This window comes from Streptomyces sp. NBC_00536 (assembly GCF_036346295.1).
Taxonomy (GTDB): domain Bacteria; phylum Actinomycetota; class Actinomycetes; order Streptomycetales; family Streptomycetaceae; genus Streptomyces.
In genome coordinates this window covers 4,088,567-4,109,407 of record NZ_CP107819.1, presented here as the reverse complement: position 1 = coordinate 4,109,407, position 20,841 = coordinate 4,088,567, and the positions used below count along the sequence as shown (strand labels likewise).

Here is a 20,841-nt window from a genome sequence, read left to right as displayed (position 1 = left end):
GGAGCGGGCGAACACCGGCGCCCCGCCGCCCCTGGTGGGGTCGGCGGGGCGCGGGTACCGCTGGGGTCCGGGTGGGGCGGGAGCCGCTCCTAGAGGTACGGCCCGGAACGGACGGCCCCGTGGCCGCCGTCCTCGTCGTCCTCGTGTCCGGCGCCGGGGGGCAGCGCGCGGCGCATCTGCTCCAACTGGGCGCGGGCCGCCATCTGCTGGGCGAACAGGGCGGTCTGGATGCCGTGGAAGAGGCCTTCGAGCCAGCCCACCAACTGGGCCTGCGCGATGCGCAGTTCGGCCTCGGAAGGGATGGCTTCCTCGGTGAACGGCAGGGAGAGCCGCTCCAGTTCCTCGACCAGCTCGGGGGCCAGTCCGTCTTCCAGCTCCTTGACCGAAGCCGCGTGGATGTCCTTGAGACGGACGCGGCTGGCCTCGTCGAGAGGAGCGGCGCGGACCTCTTCAAGGAGCTGCTTGATCATGCTGCCGATCCGCATGACCTTGGCGGGTTGTTCGACCATTTCCGTCACCGGGACCTCGCGAGACTCGTCATCGGCGCCGCCGACCGCCATCCCGTCCTGTCCCAGGATCAGGACGTGCGGGGGGCTGTCCTGCGACCGTTCACTCCTCGGCATCTCCATGCCGCCCATTCTCTCGCACACCTTCGTACTCACTCGGTGTGCCCCCGGACAGGCGTGATCCACCCTGTCCGGGGGCACCGGGATCAGCCCGCGGCCCGGCGGGCCAGCGCGCCGCTGGAGCGGGTGACCAGCGCGGCGAGCAGGGCCGCCCCGAGCGGGACCAGGACCAGCAGTTCGGCGAGGGTCTGCCACGGCACCACGATGGGCACCCAGGGCGGTGCCGCGCCCGCGGGCTCGTGTCCGTTCGCGACGACGCTGTCATAGAGGCGCGTCAGGTCGCGCCGCTCGACGAGCCGGAGCCCGGCCGCGGGCAGGATGCCCGCCGCGGAGCCCAGGACCACGCCCATCAGGGCGACCAACCCGCACTGGAAACCGCTGAGCGTGCGCCGCACCCGCGGGGGTGCGCCGACCGCGGCCAGGGTCTTCAGGTCGGCCTCGGAGTCCGCCTGGGCGAGACCGGTGGCGATGCCCGCCGCGCCGATGGTGACCAGGCCCGCGAACAGGGTCAGGGCCATCAACGTGATGTCGGAGGGCGCCTGGTAGCCCGATTCGACGAACACCTCGGCGTCCGCGCCCATCTTGTCGAGGTCGCCTGCGAGCCGCTGCTTCTGGGTGGAGGTCACGGTGCCGTCGACGGTGAAGTACGAACCGAAGGGGGCGGTGGTGAGCCCGGCCGTCTTGACGGCGGCGGGCGGCAGGATGAGCTGGATGCCGTACCCGTCGGCGCTCGCCGGCGCCTCGTGGACGGGGAACACCTTGTCCTGGCCCGGCAGTTCCTTGTGGGCGGCCTGGGCCTTGCCGGCCTTGTCCAGGTCGGTGACCAGCCGGATGGTGACCTTTCCGTCCTTGACGTTGCGCTTGTCGAAGGAGACGGCCTGCCCGGATTTGAGGGCTGAGACCGTGCCCGGGTCGGTGACCGCCAGCGCGGTCAGCAGCTTTTCGTCGGAGACGACCGTCGAGTACCGGGCGTAGTTGTCGCTGCGCGCGCAACGCCAGTCGCCGAGCAGCTTCTTCTGCTCTTCGAGGCTGAAGGAGGCGGGTCCGTGCTCGGCCTCGTTCAGGGGGCAGCGCTGCTCCTTGGGCACGATGAGGTCGGCCCGGCCGCAGTCCTTGGCGGAGGGTCCGTACGGCTCGCATCCGGGCTTGCCGACGACGATCCGGTCCACATCGGCCCGTACGGCCAGCGGGTACTGCCGGGACAGGGCCTCGCGCACGGTGGGCACGTCGCCGTGGGCGCCGGCCTCGTTCACGATGACGGTGCCGGAGCCACCGGGCAGCTTGGCGACGTACTCGTGCGCGGCCTGTACGTCCCGGCTGTGCTGGAACGTCGCCACCGCGACGGTACCGGCCACGGCGGCCAGGACGGCGGCGACGGCGGGGGCCGTGCGCCCGCGGTTGCGCACCGCGTCGCGCAGGGCGAGCCGCGGCGAGAGCGGCAGCCAGCGGCCGACTCGGCCGAACACGCCGACCAGCATCGCGGTCATGGCGACGATGCCCAGTTCGGCGATGGCGCTGCCGCCCGCGACGACCACGAAGCCCATGCCGGAGACCGTGCCGTAGAGGGCGATGGCGACGCCCCCGGCGAGGGCGAGCAGACCGAGGACCGGCAGGATCCGGTTGGACCTGCGGACCCCGCGGCGGCCGGTGAGCGAGGCGAGGACGCTCTGCCGGGAGGCGGTGACGGCCGGGACGATCGCGGCCAGCAGGCCCGTCAGCACGGCCAGCAGGGCGACACCGGCGAGTTCCAGCGGCTTGAGGTTGAACCCGGCGAAGCGGGCGCCGAGCTGTTCCTCCAGCAGGGGCCGCAGGCCCAGGGTGAGGGCCACGCCGATGGCGGTGCCGATCACGGCGGCGACGGCGCCGAGCACCAGGCCGCCCGAGAGCACGATCGCCCGGATGTGCCGCCGGTCGCCGCCGTTGGCGCCGACCAGACCGAGCTGGCGGCGCGAGCGCCGGGCGCCGACCGCGAAGGCGGGACCGGCCAGCAGACAGATCTCCAGCATGGCGAGACCGACGACGGTCGCGGCGATGGCCATCTCGGTGGCCCGGCCCACCCGGGGCTCGAAATCGTCCCGGCGCTCCTGCTTGTACAGCGGCACATCGGAGTCGGCCGGCGGGTTCAGCATGACCGCGCGGGAGAGGACGATCGCCCCCTTGGTGTTCGCCTCCTTGACCATGTTCCACGTGAAACCATCGCCGCCGCCGCCGACCTTCACGAGGTAGGAGAGATTGCCCTTGTTGGCGTGCAGCCCGGCTTCGGTGAGGGCGCGGGAGAGCGGCTCCAGCAGGCTTCCGGGCGGGGCGAGCAGCTCCGTGGCCTTGAGGTGGCTGGGAAGCTCGTACGCGCCGACGATCGTGTAGGAGGTCTTCATGCCGCGCGGGATGACCTGGGAGCCGACGGAGTAACCGGCCTGGTCGAGGAACGCGGTGGTGGCGATGATCTCGCCGGGCTGCCGCGGCAGCTGCCCGTCGACCAGCGTGAACAGCCCCGTGACCAGCGGGCTGGCGGCGTCCACCTCGCGCAGATCGGTGCCGAGGAGTCCGTGCGTGGTCCGGATCTTGGCGAACGCGGTGCTCATCTTGGTGCTCTCGGCACCGGCCGGGAGCGCGGCCTTGGCGTTGTCCTGCCGCTCGTCGTCCTTGGGCGGGGTGAAGTTCTGGTAGCCGCCGACGGGCGCGTAGCTCTCGCCGTCGGGCCGCTGGTAGAGGGGGACGCCGAAGCCCGAGCTGCGCACCTCGGCGTCGGCGGCGCCGAGCTTGCGGTCCAGCGCCTGCCCCGGGGAGAGTTCGGCGCTGCGCAGGGTGAGGTCGGCGGCGCTCACACCGATGATGGGCAGTGCCAGCATGGCGAGGACCAGGGCGCTGCGGCCCTTGGCGCGCCAGGCGTCGCGGCGGGCGATCCGCAGGGCCGCGATCCAGGAGTGGTACCAGGTCCTCACTGGGCGTTCCCCAGCCCCGACAGCAGGGAGTCGGCCTCGCAGCGCAGGGTTTCGTCGGCGATGCTGCCGTCGCGCACGAAGACCACCCGGTCCGCCCAGGCCGCGAAGCGCGGCTCGTGGGTGACCAGGATTCCGGCGGCGCCCGCCTCGCAGCGGGAGCGCAGCAGGCCCAGGACCGATTCGCCGGTCTCCGAGTCCAGGGCGCCGGTCGGCTCGTCGGCCAGGACCAGGCGGCGGTCGCCGACCAGGGCGCGGGCGATGGCCACGCGCTGCTGCTGGCCGCCGGACATCTCGTCGGGGAAGCGGTCGGCGAGGTGGGCGAGCCCTATCTCCTCCAGGGCGGCCAGGGCGGAGACCCGGGCCTTGCGGGCGGAGGTGCCGTCCAGCTCGCGGGGCAGGGCCACGTTCTCGGCGGCGGTGAGCGCCGGTATGAGGTTGTAGTCCTGGAAGACGTAGCCGATGCTGCGGCGGCGCAGGGCGGCCAGCTGCTTGCGGTTCGCCTTGGTGATGTCGGTGCCCTCGACGATGACCCGGCCGCTGCTGGGGGTGTCGAGGCCGCCCGCGAGGGTCAGCAGGGTGGACTTGCCGGAGCCGGAGGGGCCCATGACGGCGACGAGTTCACCGGGGTAGACGCAGAGGTTGATGCCGCGCAGGGCGTGGACCTCGGTGGCGCCGCTGCCGTGCGTACGGACGAGCTGGTCGAGCTGGAGGACGGGCCGCGGCTGCTCCCCGGAGGTTTGGCCGTGGTGCGGGTACGGGTGCGGGTGCTGGTCAGGCATGCGGGATTTCCCCCTGGGGCGGCGTGGCGGTGGCGGTGGCGCGTTCGGGTTCGGGTGCGGCCGTCGGTGGTGCGGGTGGCACGGCTCCCCGCTCGGCCAGGACGGAGAGCCGCACCAGCCGGGATTCGGAGTGGTCGAGCCACCGGGCCTCGGCCTCGGTCTGGAAGATCAGCTGTTCGATGACGAGCAGCCAGGCCACGTCGTCGCGCTCCTGCGACTTCCCGCTCTCGACGGCGGCGAGTGCCTGCGCCTTGAGCCGGGTGTAGTCCTGCATCGCCCGGATCGTGGCGTGGCGCTGGGCCTGGATGACGGCGCGGATGTCCACACCGGGGGCGCCCACGGCCATCGCGAGCTTGATCGACAGCTCGTCGCGCGGCGGACTGGTGCGGTCGACGGGGCGCTCGTACCAGGCGCGCAGTTCCTGGCGGCCGGTGTCGGTGATGACGTAGAGCGTGTGGCCCGCGGGGTCCGCGCCGCTCGGGGTGACCAGGCCGTCACGTTCCAGCCGGGCGAGGGTCGTGTAGACCTGCCCGACGTTCAGCGGCCAGGTGGAGCCGGTACGGGATTCGAACTCGGTGCGCAGCTGAGAGCCGTACCGAGGTCCCCGTTCCAGGAGGGCGAGGAGGCCATGACGGATAGACATACTGAGTATGTATACCGAGTATGTTCATGGATGCAAACCATCTTGAGTCGTACGTCTTGAGGGGGACCTCCCCCCGGGAAAGCCGTCCGGGACCGGCCCCGGATCAGCTCCGGATCAGCCCCGGCGCAGCCGCACGCCCATGTAGCCGAGGCCCAGTCCCATCAGGGCGAATCCGGTGCCCAGCGGCAGTATGTGCGCGGCCAGGTCGGCGGCCCGCTCGTTGGGTTCGGTGCCCATCGCGTGGGCCCGCGGTGCGGGCGGCGGGCTCGGCTCGGCGCGCGGCGGCGCGACCTGTTCGGCGGTGCGCGGCCGCATCGGCAGCGGCCGGGAGGCCAGGACGGTCTCCGGGTTCGGGGGCTCGGAGGCCGGCCGTCCGGGGTGCTCGCGCCCGGCGCCCGCGGCGCTGCCCGCCAGCTCGTCGTCCGACGGCGCGTCGTACCCGGGCGGGACGTAACGGACGGCCGGGGCGGGGGCCGGGGCGGGGGCGGCGTACGCGGGCGGCGCGGCCAGGGCCAGGGCCGGGGGCGCCGAGGAGGCGAGGGTCAGCGCGGCGAAGGCCAGCGCCGTGAGGGCCGGCGCGGTGCGGACCGGAGCGGTCCCGGCGAGGCGGTGGAGGTACCGCATCCCTCGGAGGTACGGCGTCACGCGGAGGTACTGCGTCACGGGGAGCCCCTCCCGTCCCGAGCGTCCGAGCTGTCCCGCTCAGATTTACACGGTGGGACAAAAGCGGCATCCCGGACGCCCCATCAGGGGTGCCCGGGATGCCGGTGTGCCGCGGACGCGCGTTACTGCGGGTCTCCCGTGGAGACGACCAGCGTGAACTCGGCGCCGTCCTTCGGGACGTCGGCGCTCGCGTTGGGCAGCTGCTCCAGCACCGTGTCCTGGCCGTACACCGCCTCGTCGCGGGTCTGGATGGTGAACTTCCACCCCGCGGCCTGGATGCACTCCTTCACCGAGCGGACGTCCTTGTACCGGAAGTCCGGGGCGCTGACCTTGGTCGCGTCCTTGTACGACTTGGTGGCTTCCTTGCACTTCGCCGCGTCGATGGTGCGGGTGGTGTCCGGGCCCTTGTGGCCGGTCTTGGCCGAGGCCGACGCGCTCGCGGAGGACGCCGAGGACGGGCTGTCGCCGCCCTTCTTGTCGTTGCCGGTCATCGAGATGGCCGTGATCAGACCGCCGATGGCGAGCAGCGCCACCACGATCGAACCGACGATCACCGGGGTGTTCCGGCCGTTGCCCGAACCGCCGCTGCCGCCGCTCGCGGAGCCGGTCTGCGCCACCGGGGAGATGGTGAAGGGCGGCGGGGTCTGCGGCGCGTGCGGGGCGTACTGCGCGTGCTGCTGCTGGGGCACCGGCGGCGGCGTGTGCTGCTGCTGGGGCGGGTACGCGTACCCGTGCGGCGGCGGCGTCTGCTGCTGCGGCGCGTACGGCGACGGCTGGTACGGCTGCTGGAGGGACTGCGGCGGCGGGGCCTGGAAGCCGGAGTCCACCGGCGGGAAGACCGCCGAGGACACCCCGGCGCCACTGCTCACGGGCGCGCCCGGAACGATCGAGGGGGCCGCGGTCTGCCCGGCCGACAGCACCCGCAGGACCTCGTCGCGCATGGCGGCGGCCGTGGGGAAGCGCTCGTTCGGGTTCTTCTTCAGCGCGCGGGCGACCAGGGAGTCCATCGCGGGCGTCACGGCGCGGTTGATGGAGGACGGCATGACCGGCTCCTCCTGCACGTGCGCGTACGCGATCGCCAGCGGGGAGTCCGCCTCGAAGGGCAGCCGGCCCGTCAGCAGCTGGAAGAGCATGATGCCGACGGAGTAGAGGTCGGAGCGGGCGTCGACGGCCCGGCCGAGGGCCTGCTCGGGGGAGAGGTACTGGGGGGTGCCCACGACCATGCCGGTCTGGGTCATGGAGGTGACCCCGGACTGCATGGCGCGCGCGATGCCGAAGTCCATGACCTTGACCACGCCGCGCTTGGTCATCATCACGTTGCCCGGCTTGATGTCCCGGTGGACCAGGCCCATCTCGTGGCTGGTCTCCAGGGCGGCCAGCACGTCGGCGGTCACCTTGAGCGCCTTCTCGGCGGGCATCGCCCCGTACTGCGTGATGTCCGACTGGAGGGCGGAGCCGAGCGGCTGCCCCTCGACGTACTCCATGACGATGTACGGCATGAGCATGCCGTCCAGGTCACCCTCGCCGGTATCGAACACCGACACGATGTTGGTGTGCGACAGTTTCGCTACAGCCTGGGCCTCGCGGCGGAAGCGCTCGCGGAAGGACTGCTCGCGGCCCAGCTCGCTGTGGAGCGTCTTGATCGCGACCTGCCGGTCGAGCGCGGAGTCGTACGCGAGGTACACGGACGCCATGCCGCCCTCGCCGAGCAAGTCCCGCAGCTGGTAACGGCCACCGGCCAAGGACCCGCCTGCGTACCGGCCCTCAGTGCCGTCCTGGCTCATGACTGTTGCTTCCCCTCGGGCGGTGTGCGTGCGCGTCTGGCAGAGCGCATATCGCGCCCAGTCTGCCGGAGGGCAAGCCCACGTCAAGCCAGGTGCCCGTTCCGTGACCACACGGGGACAGGCGGTCGGGCCGGTCGGCGAGCCGCGCCGAGGCTGTAGCGTTCATCGGAGCACTCCGAACAAGACCCACCGCTTGTGCGGCCGAGAGAGACGACGGCGAGGACTGATGGCACCCGAACCCGAGGGAAACGGCGCCGGGATGGCTGATGGTCCTGAGCATTGGGGCGCCGGCGGGATCGTGGGTGACGGCCGGTACCGGCTGACCCACCGTCTGGGGCGCGGTGGCATGGCGGAGGTGTTCGCCGCCGAGGACGTACGTCTCGGACGGACCGTCGCCGTGAAACTCCTGCGCGCGGACCTCGCCGAGGACCCGGTGTCCAAGGCCCGCTTCACCCGCGAGGCACAGTCGGTCGCGGGCCTCAACCACCACGCCGTCGTCGCCGTCTACGACTCGGGCGAGGACCGGGTCGGACCCAACGTCGTCCCGTACATCGTGATGGAGCTGGTCGAGGGCCGCACCATCCGCGACCTGCTGATCAGCGCCGAGGCGCCGGGCCCCGACCAGGCGCTGATCATCGTCTCCGGTGTGCTGGAGGCCCTGGCCTACTCGCACCAGCACGGCATCGTGCACCGCGACATCAAGCCCGCCAACGTCATCATCACCAACACCGGCGCGGTGAAGGTGATGGACTTCGGCATCGCGCGCGCCCTGCACGGCGCGCAGTCGACGATGACCCAGACCGGCATGGTCATGGGCACCCCGCAGTACCTCTCCCCGGAGCAGGCCCTCGGCAAGGCCGTCGACCACCGCTCCGACCTGTACGCGACCGGCTGCCTGCTGTACGAACTGCTCGCGCTGCGGCCCCCGTTCACCGGCGAGACCCCGCTGTCGGTGGTCTACCAGCACGTGCAGGACGCGCCCGTGCCGCCGTCGCAGCTGCCCGAGGGACACATGATCCCGCAGGAGCTCGACGGCCTGGTCATGCGGTCGTTGGCCAAGGACCCGGACGACCGGTTCCAGAGCGCCGAAGAGATGCGCGGACTGGTCGGGTACGCCCTCCAGATGCTCCAGGACCAGGGCGCGAACACGGGCACCTGGAACACCGGGCCGGTCACCATGGCGCTGCCGCACGGGCGGGGCGGGGGCGCGACCACGGCCATGCCGATGGGGAACACCGGCGGCCGCCAGCAGTACCCTTCCAACGCCACGACCTCGCAGTTCCATCAGCCGATGGTGCCGCCGCTCAACCCGGACGACGGCTCGGCCTTCCCCGGCGGCGGTGGTGGCTACCACGACGGCGGCCAGGGCCACGGACACGGCCAGGGCGGCTCCGGCGGCGGCCGCTGGAAGATGGTCCTGTTCGCGGTGCTCGCGGTGATCGCGATCGCGGGCGGGGTGGTCTACGCCCTGGACAAGACCGGGAACAAGAGCGACAGCCCCAACACCCAGCAGAGCAGCTCGCAGAGCCCGCCGAGCAGCGAGCAGAGCGCGCCGAGCAGCCCGCAGGACTCGCCCTCGGACTCGACCGAGCCCTCGCGTTCGCGCGAGAGCTGGTCGTCGACCCCGAGCCGCTCGCGGACGCCCAGCTTCACCCCGTCGCCGACGCCGTCGTTCTCGGAGTCCTCCAACCCGCCGTCGGAGACCCCGAGTCCTCCGACGCCGACGAAGTCGACCCCGAAGCCGTCGAACACTCCCTCAACCGGACTTCCCAACAGCGAGGGATAGCGGCGCGGACAGGTACGGGCCCGGCGGAAGCAATTCCGCCGGGCCCGTCGGCGTATCCGGGTGTACCGGTGTGTCTGAAGTCTGAAGAACGGCTGGTCAGAGCGCGTGCTGGTACTGCCGGTCGTGATTTCCGGCCAGCGCGTGGACCGTGACGAACTGCGGTTCGATTCGCATGTAGACGGGGTCGAAGACCGCTCCGTCGATGAAATGCGGAGCCGGACCGAAGAGTTCCAGTTCGGCCGTCGTCGGCTCGACGATCCCGGCCGTTCCGGTGAACTGCACCGACCAGAGCCGGGGGTCCCCGGTATTGAAGTTGTCGGCGCCATAGGCGACCACGCTGCCGTTGCAGGCCTGGTGGTAACCGAAGCCCGCGTGCATTCTCAGCACCACCTTGCCGTCGACCACGATGTGGCGGGCCAGGGCGAGGAAGGGCAGCGCGCGCATGCTGGTGGCGACACGGCCGTACGGCACCCGGCGCAGCAGTTCGATGGCGTGGAGTTCCTCAGGGGACATGCCGTCCACTGTCCGGTACCGACGCGGCGGCGGGGAAGAGGATCCCGCCCCGATGATCGGGGACGTTGGTCCCGAAGTGAACGGGCCGCCCCTACCGCTTCTCGGCCTGCAGGCGGGCCACGTAGGCGGCGGCCTGCGAGCGGCGCTCCATGCCCAGCTTGGAGAGCAGGCTGGAGACGTAGTTCTTGATCGTCTTCTCGGCCAGGTGCAGCCGCTCGCCGATCACGCGGTTCGTCAGGCCCTCGCCGATCAGGTCGAGGATCTTGCGCTCCTGCTCGGTGAGGTTCGAGAGGCGGTCGTCGCCCTTCCCGTTCTTGCCGTCGCGCAGGCGCTCCAGCACCCGCGCCGTGGCGACCGGGTCCAGCAGCGACTTGCCCGCCGCGACGTCGCGGACGGCGTGCAGCAGCTCATTGCCGCGGATGGCCTTCAGGACGTACCCGGAGGCACCCGCCATGATCGCGTCGAACAGCGCCTCATCGTCGGCGAACGAGGTCAGCATCAGGCACTTGATGTCCTCGTTCTGGGAGCGCACCTCGCGGCAGACCTCGACACCGCTGCCATCGGGCAGGCGGACATCGAGCACGGCGACGTCGGGGCGGGTGGCCGGGATGCGTACGAGCGCGTCAGCGGCCGTACCGGCCTCACCGACGATCTCGATGTCCTCTTCGACCGACAACAGCTCATAGACACCTCGGCGTACCACTTCGTGGTCGTCCAAGAGGAATACCTTGATTTTTCCGTCTTCGCGCACAAACTCAGTTTCACACACTCACCCCTTCCCTGCCGCAAGCCGCCGGGATAACGTGCCGTTGTTCCGGCCCCCTGCAAGGCTGTGACCAGTGGTTGTTCCCGGATCCTCGGATTTACTTGGAAATCCAAGCAAAATCCCAGGTCAAACGGGGTTTCGCGGATAAGCGGCGCACTGGGTAACGTGCATTGCGCAGGGCACTCGCCGGGGCACCTGTCACGCCGGAATCCCCACCGCGACGCACCCACCCCGTGCGCGCGCACCGATTTCGGCGAGCCGCACTGGTCCCCGGAGAACCCGGGTGCCGGACCGACGGAGGAGCACACGTGACCGTGGAGAGCACTGCCGCGCGCAAGCCGCGACGCAGCAGCGGCACCAAGCGAGCGGCCGGCGCCGCGAGCGCCGGCAAGAAAGCCGCCGCTGCCGCTGCCGCCGCCCAGAGTGCCGAGCCCCAGCTCGTACAGCTGCTGACGCCCGAGGGGACCCGGGTTTCGGCCGCGGACCATCCTGAGAACGCGGAATTCCTGGCCTTCGTCGAGGACATCACGGGAGACGACCTGCGCGGTCTCTACCGCGACATGGTCCTGACCCGCCGTTTCGACGGCGAGGCCACCGCGCTCCAGCGCCAGGGCGAGCTGGGCCTGTGGGCCTCGCTGCTGGGCCAGGAAGCCGCTCAGATCGGCAGCGCCCGCGCGCTGAACGACGAGGACTACGTCTTTCCCACCTACCGCGAGCACGGCGTGGCCTGGTGCCGCGGGGTCGACCCGACCAACCTGCTGGGCATGTTCCGCGGTGTGAACCACGGCGGCTGGGACCCGAACCTCAACAACTTCCACCTCTACACGATCGTCATCGGCTCGCAGACGCTGCACGCGACCGGTTACGCCATGGGTGTGGCCAAGGACGGCGCCGACTCCGCGGTCATCGCGTACTTCGGCGACGGCGCCTCCAGCCAGGGCGACGTGGCCGAGGCGTTCACCTTCTCGGCCGTCTACAACGCCCCCGTGGTGTTCTTCTGCCAGAACAACCAGTGGGCGATCTCCGAGCCCACCGAGCGCCAGATGCGCGTACCGCTCTACCAGCGCGCCCAGGGCTTCGGCTTCCCGGGCGTACGGGTCGACGGCAACGACGTCCTGGCCTGTCTGGCCGTGACCCGCTGGGCCCTGGACCGCGCGCGCCGCGGCGAGGGTCCGACGCTGGTCGAGGCGTTCACGTACCGCATGGGTGCCCACACCACCTCGGACGACCCGACGAAGTACCGGCGGGACGAGGAGCGCGCGGCCTGGGAGGTCAAGGACCCGATCCTGCGCCTGCGGACCCACCTGCTCGCGAGCGGAGCCGCCGACGAGGCGTTCTTCGAGGAGCTGGAGACCGAGAGCGAAGCCCTCGGCAAGCACGTCCGCGAGGTCGTGCGGGCCATGCCCGACCCGGACACCATGGCGATCTTCGAGAACGTCTATGCCGACGGGCACGCGCTCGTCGACGAGGAGCGCGCCCAGTTCGCCGCCTACCTCGCGTCCTTCGAGGGTGGGGAGTGACCATGCCGGTACAGAAAATGACCATCGCCAAGGCGCTCAACGACTCGCTGCGCAAGGCGCTGGAAACCGACCCCAAGGTCCTCATCATGGGCGAGGACGTCGGCAAGCTGGGCGGTGTCTTCCGGATCACCGACGGTCTGCAGAAGGACTTCGGCGAGGAGCGGGTCATCGACACCCCGCTCGCCGAGTCGGGCATCGTCGGCACCGCGATCGGGCTCGCGCTGCGCGGCTACCGGCCGGTGGTGGAGATCCAGTTCGACGGCTTCGTCTTCCCCGCCTACGACCAGATCGTCACCCAGCTCGCGAAGATGCACGCGCGCTCCCTGGGCACGATCAAGATGCCGGTCGTCATCCGGATCCCGTACGCGGGCGGCATCGGCGCGGTCGAGCACCACTCCGAATCCCCCGAGGCACTGTTCGCGCACGTCGCGGGCCTCAAGGTGGTCTCGCCGTCGAACGCGGCGGACGCCTACTGGATGCTCCAGCAGGCCATCCAGAGCGACGACCCGGTGATCTTCTTCGAGCCGAAGCGCCGTTACTGGGACAAGGGCGAGGTCGACGTCGAGGCGATCCCCGGCGAGCTGCACAAGGCGCGGGTCGCGCGGGAGGGGTCGGACGTGACCCTGGCCGCCTACGGGCCCATGGTCAAGGTGTGTCTGGAGGCGGCCGCGGCTGCCGCCGAGGAGGGCAAGTCGGTCGAGGTCGTCGACCTGCGGTCCATGTCCCCGGTGGACTTCGACGGCATCCAGGCCTCGGTGGAGAAGACCCGCCGGCTGGTCGTCGTGCACGAGGCCCCGGTGTTCCTGGGCGTCGGCTCGGAGATCGCCGCGCGGATCACGGAGCGGTGCTTCTACCACCTGGAGGCGCCGGTGCTGCGCGTCGGCGGCTTCCACGCGCCGTACCCGCCGGCCCGCCTGGAGGACGAGTACCTGCCCGGCCTGGACCGGGTGCTCGACGCCGTCGACCGCTCGCTGGCGTACTGAGGAGATTTTCGTGACGATCAGCGAATTCAAGATGCCCGACGTGGGCGAAGGCCTCACCGAGGCCGAGATCCTCAAGTGGTTCGTGCAGCCCGGGGACACGGTCACGGACGGCCAGGTGGTCTGCGAGGTCGAGACGGCGAAGGCGGCCGTCGAGCTGCCGATCCCCTTCGACGGCGTGGTCCACGAGCTGCGCTTCGCCGAGGGCACGACGGTCGATGTCGGCCAGGTGATCATCTCGGTGCGGACCGGGGCCGATGACGCTGCCGCCGCTCCGGCGGCCGCCGCCGTCGTGGCCGAAGCCGCTCCCGAGGCAGAGGCCGAGGCCGCTCCCGAGGCGCGCCAGCCCGTCCTCGTCGGTTACGGCGTCTCCACCGCCTCCACCAAGCGCCGCCCGCGCAAGGCGGCGCCGGAGGCGGCCGTGACGGCGGCTCCGGCCGCGCCCGTCGTCCCCGCCCCCGCTCCGGCCCCCGCGGCTCCGGTGCTGAACGGGAACGGCAGCAACGCAAGCAATGGGTACGGAGGCCACACGCAGGCGGGCGCCGAGCGCCCGCTCGCCAAGCCGCCCGTGCGCAAGCTCGCCAAGGACCTCGGCATCGACCTGGCGACGGTCGTGCCCACCGGCGACGGTGGCGTCGTGACCCGTGAGGATGTGCACGCGGCGGCCACCGCCGCGCTGGCTCCCCGGCCGGTCGCGGCCGAGGCCGTGCCCGCCGCGGCCGCTCCGGCGGCCGGGGTCCAGGCCCAGGCCGCACCGGCCACCGGGTCCGTGGCGGCTCCGGGCGCGCGGGAGACCCGTATCCCGGTCAAGGGCGTCCGCAAGGTCACGGCCCAGGCCATGGTCAGCTCCGCCTTCACCGCCCCGCACGTCACCGAGTTCATCACGCTCGACGTGACGCGCACGATGAAGCTCGTCCAGGAGCTCAAGGACGACCCGGACATGGCGGGGCTGCGGATCAACCCGCTGCTGCTCATCGCCAAGGCCGTGCTCATCGCGATCCGCCGCAACCCGGACGTCAACGCGTCCTGGGACGAGGCGGCCCAGGAGATCGTGCTCAAGCACTACGTGAACCTGGGCATCGCGGCGGCCACCCCGCGCGGTCTGATCGTGCCGAACGTCAAGGACGCGCACGCCAAGACCCTGGCCGAGCTCTCGCAGGGCCTGTCCGAGCTGGTGGCCACCGCCCGCGAGGGCAAGACCTCCCCCTCGGACATGCAGGGCGGCACCATCACCATCACCAACGTCGGCGTCTTCGGCGTCGACACCGGTACGCCCATCCTGAACCCCGGCGAGTCCGCGATCCTCGCGGTCGGTGCGATCAAGCTCCAGCCCTGGGTCCACAAGGGCAAGGTGAAGGCGCGCCAGGTCACCACCCTGGCGCTGTCGTTCGACCACCGTCTCATCGACGGTGAGCTGGGCTCCCGGTTCCTCGCTGACATCGCGGCGGTCCTGGAGCACCCGAAGCGCCTGGTCACCTGGGCCTGACCGACTGCGGCACCGCGACAGATGGCCGGTCACCCCCAGGGGTGGCCGGCCATCGGTGCTGAGTAACGTGTGCGCATCGGGGGCACCCCACGGCCCCCGGGAACGGGGACAGCACGCCATGGGGCTGGGCGACTTCATTCCGGACTCGGTCGAGGACTGGGTCGAGGACCGCGTCGAGGACGTCGGTGACGCCATCGAATGGACCGGCGACAAGGTCGCCGGGCTCGCGGAGGACGTCGGCCTCGACGACGCGGCGGACTGGATCCGGGACAAGAGCCGCTCCGCCGCCAACCAATTGGGCGCCGGTGTCGCCGAGATGGAACTCGGCCAGACCGAGGACCCCACCAAACTCGTCTACGGCAGCGTCTCCAAGATCCGCGCCCAGGCAGCGCACCTCCACGACTTCAAGGCCGCCTTCGACACGGTGGGCAGCGGGCTCAAGGGGCTCGACGCGGACGGCCTCAAGGGCAAGACGGCCGACGCCTTCCGGGAGTCGGTCGCCAAGGAGCCGCCCCGCTGGTTCAAGGCGGCGGAAGCCTTCGGGAAGGCCGCCGTCGCCATGGGGGGCTTCGCCGAGACGGTGGAGTGGGCGCAGGGGCAGGCCAAGGAGGCGCTCGCGGACTACAACGCGGCGAAGAAGGCCTCGACGGACGCCCGCAGCGCCTACAACAAGCAGGTCGACACCTACAACGACGCGGTCCACGCGAAGAAGGACACCCTGCCGCCCAAGCCGGGCACCTTCACCGATCCGGGCACGGCGATGGCCCACGCGGCGCAGGACAAGCTCGACGGGGCCCGCAAGCAGCGCAACGAGGTGGCGGAGACGGCCCGTACGGCCGTGCGCGCGGCCCGGGACGCGGCCCCGGCGAAGCCCTCGTACGCGAAGCAGTTCGGCGACGGAATGCAGTACGTGGACATCGCCAAGACGCACCTGACCGGTGGTGTCATCAAGGGCACGGCCGGTCTGCTGAACTTCGTCCGCTCGGTCAATCCGATGGACCCCTACAACCTCACGCACCCCGCCGAGTACGCGACCAGCCTGAACTCGACCGTCGCCGGGCTCGTCACCGCCGCCAACGACCCCATGGGCGCGGGCAAGCAGATGCTCGACCAGTTCATGAAGGACCCCTCCGAGGGCATCGGCAAGATGCTCCCGGAACTCATCGGGACCAAGGGCCTGGGGCTGGCCAAGAAGGCCGGTACGGTCGCCAAGCTCGCGGACGACATCCCGACGGGCCCCGGCCGCAAGGCGCTCACCGGCGACGGACCGGACCTGCACAAGACCCCGGACGGGGAGCGGACCACCGGCGGCACCGACCCGGTGGACCTCGCCACCGGGCGGATGTACCTGCCGCAGACCGATGTGGTGCTGCCGGGCACGCTGCCCCTGGTGTTCGGCCGCCGGGCGGAATCCGGCTACACGGCGGGGCGCTGGTTCGGTCCCTCGTGGAGCAGCACGGCCGACCAGCACCTGGAGATCGACGCCGAGGGCGTCGTCCTGGTCACGGACGACGGCCTCGTCATCGCCTACCCGCACCCGGCGCCCGGTGTCCCGGTGCTGCCCGCCACCGGACCGCCCCGGCCCCTGGAACGCACCCCCGACGGCGACTACACGCTCACCGACCCGGCGACCGGTCACGTCCGCCGCTTCACCGGGCCCGTCCTGTCGGCGGACGGGGACGGCCTGGCGCCGATCGCGCAGCTCTCGGACCGCAACGGCAATGTCATCACCTTCGAGTACGACGCCGAGGGCACCCCGGTCGGCATCGCGCACAGCGGTGGCCACCACCTGGACTTCGAGACGGCCGGGGGCCGGATCACCGCCCTGCACCTGACCGGCGGCCCGCGGATCCTGGCGTACGGCTACACCGGCGGACACCTCACCGAGGTCACCAACTCCTCCGGTCTGCCCCTGCGGTTCGGCTACGACGAGCGCGGCCGGATCACCTCCTGGACCGACACCAACGGCAGCCGCTACGACTACGCCTACGACGAGCGGGACCGCTGCGTCGCCGAAGGCGGCAGCGGCGGGCACCTCGCCCTCACCCTCGATTACGACGGGTCCGACCCGGCCACCGGCCTCCGGGTCACCAGCGTCACGACCGCCGCCGGGGACACGCGCCGCTATCTGATCGACGAGCACTGCCGGGTGGTCGCGGACATCGACCCGCTCGGCGCCGTCACCCGCTACGCCTACGACCGGCAGGGACGCCCGGTCTCCCGCACGGACGCCCTCGGCGCGACCTCCCACCAGGAGTACGACGCGGCGGGCCGGATCACCCGCTCGGTCCGCCCCGACGGCCGCGCGGCCGGCACCGAGTACGACCGGCTGGGCCTGCCGGTCCGGGTGGCGAACGCCGACGGCACGGTCGTCCGCCAGAGCTACGACGACCGCGGCAACCGCACCTCGCTCACCACCTCGGCGGGCGCGGTGACCACCTTCGCGTACGACGAGCGGGGCCACCTCACGGCGGTCACCAACCCGCTCGGCGCCGTCACCCGCACCACCTGCGACGCGGCGGGCCTCCCGCTCACCCTCACCGATCCGCTGGGCGCCGTCACCCGCTTCGAGCGGGACGCCTTCGGCCGCCCGGTCAAGGTCACCGACCCGCTCGGCGGGGTCACCGTCATGGAGTGGACCACCGAGGGCAGACCCGCCCGCCGGGTGGACCCGGACGGCGCCGAACGGCGCTGGGTCCACGACGGCGAGGGCAACTGCACGGCCTTCACCGATCCCTCGGGCGGGGTGACCCGCTTCGAGTACACCCACTTCGACCTCCTCGCCGCGCGGACCGGACCCGACGGGGTGCGGTACGCCTACACCTATGACGCGGGGCTGCGGCTGACCGGCGTACGCAATCCCCAGGGCCTGACCTGGGAGTACACCTACGACGCGGCGGGTCGGCTGACCTCGGAGACGGACTTCGACGGCCGGACCCTGAGCTACACCCACGACCCGGCCGGCCGGCTCGCCTCCCGCGTGAACGCGGCGGGCGAGGAGATCGCCTACGAGCGGGACGTGCTCGGCCGGATCGTCCGCAAGACCACCCCGACCGGTACGACGACCTTCGAGTACGACGTCTTCGACCTGCCCGCGGCGGTCACCTCCGCCGACGGCACCACCGTGGTCCGCATCCGAGACCGGCACGGGCGACTGGCCGAGGAACGCGTGGACGGGCGGGCGGTCCGCTACGCGTACGACGAGCTGAGCCGCCCGGTGGCCCGCACCACGCCCAGCGGGGCGGCGGCCCGCTGGACCTATGACGAGGCCGGTCACTGCACAGGGCTGAACGCCTCGGGCCGGACACTGACCTTCGAGCGGGACGCCGCGGGCCGTGAACTGACCCGGCACATCGGGGACAGCGCGGTCCTGCACCACACCTTCGACGCCCTGGGGCGGCTCACCACCCGGCACATCACCGGCTCGGACCAGCGGACCCTGCAACGCCGCGGCTACACCTACCGGGCCGACGGCAACCTGCTGGAGATCGACGACGAGAGCACCGGCCCGCGCCGCTTCACCCTGGACGCCGCCTCCCGGATCACCGGGGTGGACGCCGCCTCCTGGTCGGAGCGCTACGCCTACGACGAGGCGGGCAACCAGACGTCCGCCGACTGGCCCCAGGCCCACCCGGGTGCGGATGCCATCGGCGAGCGCGAGTACACCGGGACCCGGATCACCCGCGCGGGCCGGATCCGCTACGAGCACGACGCCCAGGGGCGGGTGGTCCTGCGGCAGAAGACCCGGCTCTCCCGCAAGCCCGACACCTGGCACTACGTCTGGGACGCGGACGACCGGCTGACCGGGGTGACCACCCCGGACGGAACCCGCTGGCGCTACCGGTACGACGGGCTGGGGCGCCGCATCGCCAAACAGCGGCTCGCCCCGGCGGTTGTTTCACGTGAAACACCCGTCCCGGCCGATGTTTCACGTGAAACGCTCCTTCCAGCCGGTGTTTCACGTGAAACACCCCCGGAGACCGTCGAGTTGCAGGTCGTCGAGGAGACCCTCTTCACCTGGGACGGGACGACCCTGGCCGAGCAGACGACCCGCCTGCGGGACAGCCCGCACGAGGTCACGCTCAGCTGGACGCACGCGGGTCTGCACCCGCTGACCCAGGTCGAGTCCATCCGGCCCGCGGCCGCGTCCGCGTCCGGCGAGCCGTCACAGACGGAGATCGACAGCCGGTTCTTCGCGATCGTCACCGACCTCGTCGGCACCCCGACGGAGATGATCGACGAACGGGGCGCCCTCGCCTGGCGCACCCGCTCCACCGTGTGGGGCGCGACGAGCTGGAACCGCGACGCGACGGCCTGGACACCACTGCGCTTCCCCGGCCAGTACCACGACCCGGAGACCGGCCTCCACCACAACCACTTCCGGACCTACGACCCGGAGACCGCCCGCTATCTGACCTCCGACCCGCTGGGCCTGACACCGTCCTCCAACCCGGTCGCGTACGTCGCCAACCCGCTGCTGTGGGCCGACCCGCTGGGCCTGAGCGGCTGCCCGGCGGCGGGCAAGGAGCAGCTGGCGCTGCCCAAGGCCGAGCGGGAACCCCCGAACATGTACGGGACGCCGATCACCTCACGCCTGGCGCAGCCGGGCGAGGAGTTCAACATGGTGCTGTCCAAGGGCCAGCCGGCCACCAGCCCCGGCGGTTTCGGTACGTTCGAAGGCGTGCCCAACCAGCAGTACGTCCGTGACCAGCTGGCCATCCGCACCGACTGGAAGGACGACGTCTCGATGCTCCAGCGGTACCGGTTCCCGGACACCGGCGACCCCATCCGGATCCAGGAGAGCATCATCGGGCCCCAGACGGACCCGAAGCTGGGTCATCTGCCCGGCGGGGTCAGCCAGCTGGAAATCCTGAACTACGAAGACCGCGCCCGGCTCATCCCAGTCGGCCCTCCCGTGGAGATCCCCAAGTAATGACGCAGGAACCCGACATGGCGATCGGCTGGACCGCCGGTGAGAGCACGGTCCGCTGGAACCACGGCGCCGCCGCCGTCGAGAAGCACCACCCCAAGCCGCCGCAGTCCGTCATGACCTGGACGCACGACGGCGAGACCCTGGTCCTGGTGGTGGAGGCACTGGACACCCGGCCCTTCACGCCGAAGGACAACGCGGTCGTCTACCGGGCCGACGGCTCGGAGCGGCTCCGGCTGAGCCCGCCGGAGGGCCTGCTGTCCGACCCGAACGCGGTGCTCGGGTTCTACACCGCCTACCGGGACTCCGAAGGCCTGCCGCTCCTCGTCATCGCCACGCGCTCGGGGGACTTCCAGGGCCGCCTGGACCTGGAGGCGGGCGTGGTGCGGGACGCCCGGACCTGGCGCTGACACAGCGGCCACAACTCCCTTGGCCGTTCGGTGGCGGAATGTGATCATCGGCGGATGAGCCTTCGCCTCCGCCCCGCCACCGCAGACCCCGCCGACCTCGACCGGGCCGTCGGCTACGCCACGGACGGCCCGGTCGACCCCGTGCCCGCCCTGGACGCCGAGCGGATCCGGGCCGAACTCGCCGCGCACCGGATGCGGCCCGAGTGGACCTGGTTCGCCGAGGACGAGGACGGCCGGATCCTGGCCCGCGCCCTGTGGTGGGGCCGGGACGACAGCGAGCGCCCGCTGGCCCTCGACTGCCTCCAGGTACGGCCCGAGGTGTCCGACCCGGCCGCGCTGGCCGCGGAGCTGCTGGCCGCCGGGCACGAGGCCTTCGGTACCCGGCCGCTCTACAACCTCTCGCTGCCCCGCGACTGGCGGGCCGCCCCCGGCCTGGCGGAAGCGGTCGGCTGGCGCCAGGAGGCCGCCCGGCGGGCGGGCCTGACCAGCACCGTCGAGCGGCTGCGCTACGAGTGGACCCCGGAGGCCAAGCCCGTCGCCCCCACGGGCCGCCTGGTCTTCCGGGAGGGCACCGACGAGGAGTTCCTCGACTTCTTCGCCCGGCTCTCCCAGGGCAGCCTGGACCTGCACACCCAGGGCGAACTCCGGTCGATGGACGCCGAGGCCCTGGCCCGGGCCGATTTCGCCTACTACCTCGACTGCCCGGGCGAGCGGTCCTGGTGGCGCATGGCGCACCTGCCCGACGGCACCCCGGCCGGGATGGCGATCCCCTCCCGGACCCCGTACCACCGCAACGTCGGCTACCTCGGTGTCGTACCGGAGCAGCGCGGCCGGGGACTGATCGACGAGATCCTCGGCGAGATCACCCGCTTCCACGCGGCCGAGGGCGCCGACCGGATCACCGCCACCACGGACACGGTCAACGTGCCGATGGCGGCCGCCTTCGACCGCGCCGGGTACCGGGTGACGGAGATCCGCCTGGTGCTGGAGGAACCGGCCGGGTCCTGAGTAGG

15 protein-coding genes are annotated in these 20,841 nt (G+C 71.7%); 7 read left to right on the top strand and 8 right to left on the bottom strand.

Features of this window, described 5'->3' with window-relative positions; all coding sequences use genetic code 11:
• Positions 1–89 precede the first annotated feature (89 nt).
• The 6 genes from OHS33_RS17920 to OHS33_RS17895 all read right to left on the bottom strand — a co-directional run bounded on the left by OHS33_RS17920 (position 90) and on the right by OHS33_RS17895 (position 7,437).
• Positions 90–629: a bacterial proteasome activator family protein gene (locus OHS33_RS17920; protein ID WP_330331432.1), complete on the bottom strand. Its 540-nt coding sequence runs from the start codon at positions 627–629 to the stop codon at positions 90–92.
• 83 nt (positions 630–712) lie between these two features.
• Positions 713–3,568 (bottom strand): ABC transporter permease, encoded by a 2,856-nt coding sequence (locus OHS33_RS17915; protein ID WP_330331431.1) that lies wholly within the window; start codon positions 3,566–3,568, stop codon positions 713–715.
• Positions 3,565–4,347 (bottom strand): ABC transporter ATP-binding protein, encoded by a 783-nt coding sequence (locus OHS33_RS17910; RefSeq protein ID WP_330331430.1) that lies wholly within the window; start codon positions 4,345–4,347, stop codon positions 3,565–3,567. Before OHS33_RS17910 ends, OHS33_RS17915 begins: the two co-directional genes overlap by 4 nt.
• The gene (locus OHS33_RS17905) at positions 4,340–4,990 is read right to left on the bottom strand and encodes a PadR family transcriptional regulator (RefSeq protein ID WP_330331429.1); all 651 of its coding nucleotides are present in this window, start codon (positions 4,988–4,990) and stop codon (positions 4,340–4,342) included. The genes OHS33_RS17910 and OHS33_RS17905 overlap by 8 nt, the downstream gene beginning before the upstream one ends.
• A gap of 114 nt (positions 4,991–5,104) precedes the next feature.
• Positions 5,105–5,653 carry a hypothetical protein gene (locus OHS33_RS17900; protein WP_330331428.1) on the bottom strand — a complete coding sequence of 183 codons (549 nt, stop codon included), beginning with the start codon at positions 5,651–5,653 and terminating at the stop codon, positions 5,105–5,107.
• A gap of 122 nt (positions 5,654–5,775) precedes the next feature.
• On the bottom strand, positions 5,776–7,437 hold the full coding sequence (locus OHS33_RS17895; protein WP_330331427.1) for a protein kinase domain-containing protein: 1,662 nt from the start codon (positions 7,435–7,437) through the stop codon (positions 5,776–5,778).
• Positions 7,438–7,663: 226 nt separating this feature from the next.
• Here OHS33_RS17895 and OHS33_RS17890 point away from each other — a divergent pair, with 226 nt between their 5' ends.
• The gene (locus tag OHS33_RS17890) at positions 7,664–9,223 is read left to right on the top strand and encodes a protein kinase domain-containing protein (protein ID WP_330331426.1); all 1,560 of its coding nucleotides are present in this window, start codon (positions 7,664–7,666) and stop codon (positions 9,221–9,223) included.
• Between the two features lie 96 nt (positions 9,224–9,319).
• Here OHS33_RS17890 and OHS33_RS17885 read toward each other — a convergent pair whose 3' ends face one another.
• Positions 9,320–9,736, bottom strand: a complete 417-nt coding sequence (locus OHS33_RS17885) for a pyridoxamine 5'-phosphate oxidase family protein (protein WP_330331425.1) — start codon at positions 9,734–9,736, stop codon at positions 9,320–9,322.
• Positions 9,737–9,827: 91 nt separating this feature from the next.
• On the bottom strand, positions 9,828–10,487 hold the full coding sequence (locus OHS33_RS17880; protein WP_330331424.1) for a response regulator transcription factor: 660 nt from the start codon (positions 10,485–10,487) through the stop codon (positions 9,828–9,830).
• 323 nt (positions 10,488–10,810) lie between these two features.
• On the opposite strand from OHS33_RS17880, the gene pdhA reads away from it, so the two are divergent.
• The 6 genes from pdhA (at position 10,811) to OHS33_RS17850 (ending at position 20,836) form a co-directional block, all read left to right on the top strand.
• Complete coding sequence (pdhA, locus tag OHS33_RS17875) at positions 10,811–12,022, top strand: pyruvate dehydrogenase (acetyl-transferring) E1 component subunit alpha (RefSeq protein ID WP_330331423.1); 1,212 nt, start codon at positions 10,811–10,813, stop codon at positions 12,020–12,022.
• Between the two features lie 2 nt (positions 12,023–12,024).
• Positions 12,025–13,005 carry an alpha-ketoacid dehydrogenase subunit beta gene (locus tag OHS33_RS17870; protein WP_330331422.1) on the top strand — a complete coding sequence of 327 codons (981 nt, stop codon included), beginning with the start codon at positions 12,025–12,027 and terminating at the stop codon, positions 13,003–13,005.
• Between the two features lie 31 nt (positions 13,006–13,036).
• Entirely contained in the window at positions 13,037–14,488 is a 1,452-nt protein-coding gene (locus OHS33_RS17865) for a dihydrolipoamide acetyltransferase family protein (RefSeq protein WP_330335087.1), read from the top strand.
• Positions 14,489–14,606: 118 nt separating this feature from the next.
• Positions 14,607–19,421: a putative T7SS-secreted protein gene (locus tag OHS33_RS17860; RefSeq protein ID WP_330331421.1), complete on the top strand. Its 4,815-nt coding sequence runs from the start codon at positions 14,607–14,609 to the stop codon at positions 19,419–19,421.
• Positions 19,421–19,828: a hypothetical protein gene (locus tag OHS33_RS17855; protein WP_330331420.1), complete on the top strand. Its 408-nt coding sequence runs from the start codon at positions 19,421–19,423 to the stop codon at positions 19,826–19,828. Before OHS33_RS17860 ends, OHS33_RS17855 begins: the two co-directional genes overlap by 1 nt.
• Before the next feature lie 54 nt (positions 19,829–19,882).
• Positions 19,883–20,836: a GNAT family N-acetyltransferase gene (locus OHS33_RS17850; RefSeq protein ID WP_330331419.1), complete on the top strand. Its 954-nt coding sequence runs from the start codon at positions 19,883–19,885 to the stop codon at positions 20,834–20,836.
• Positions 20,837–20,841: the final 5 nt, after the last annotated feature.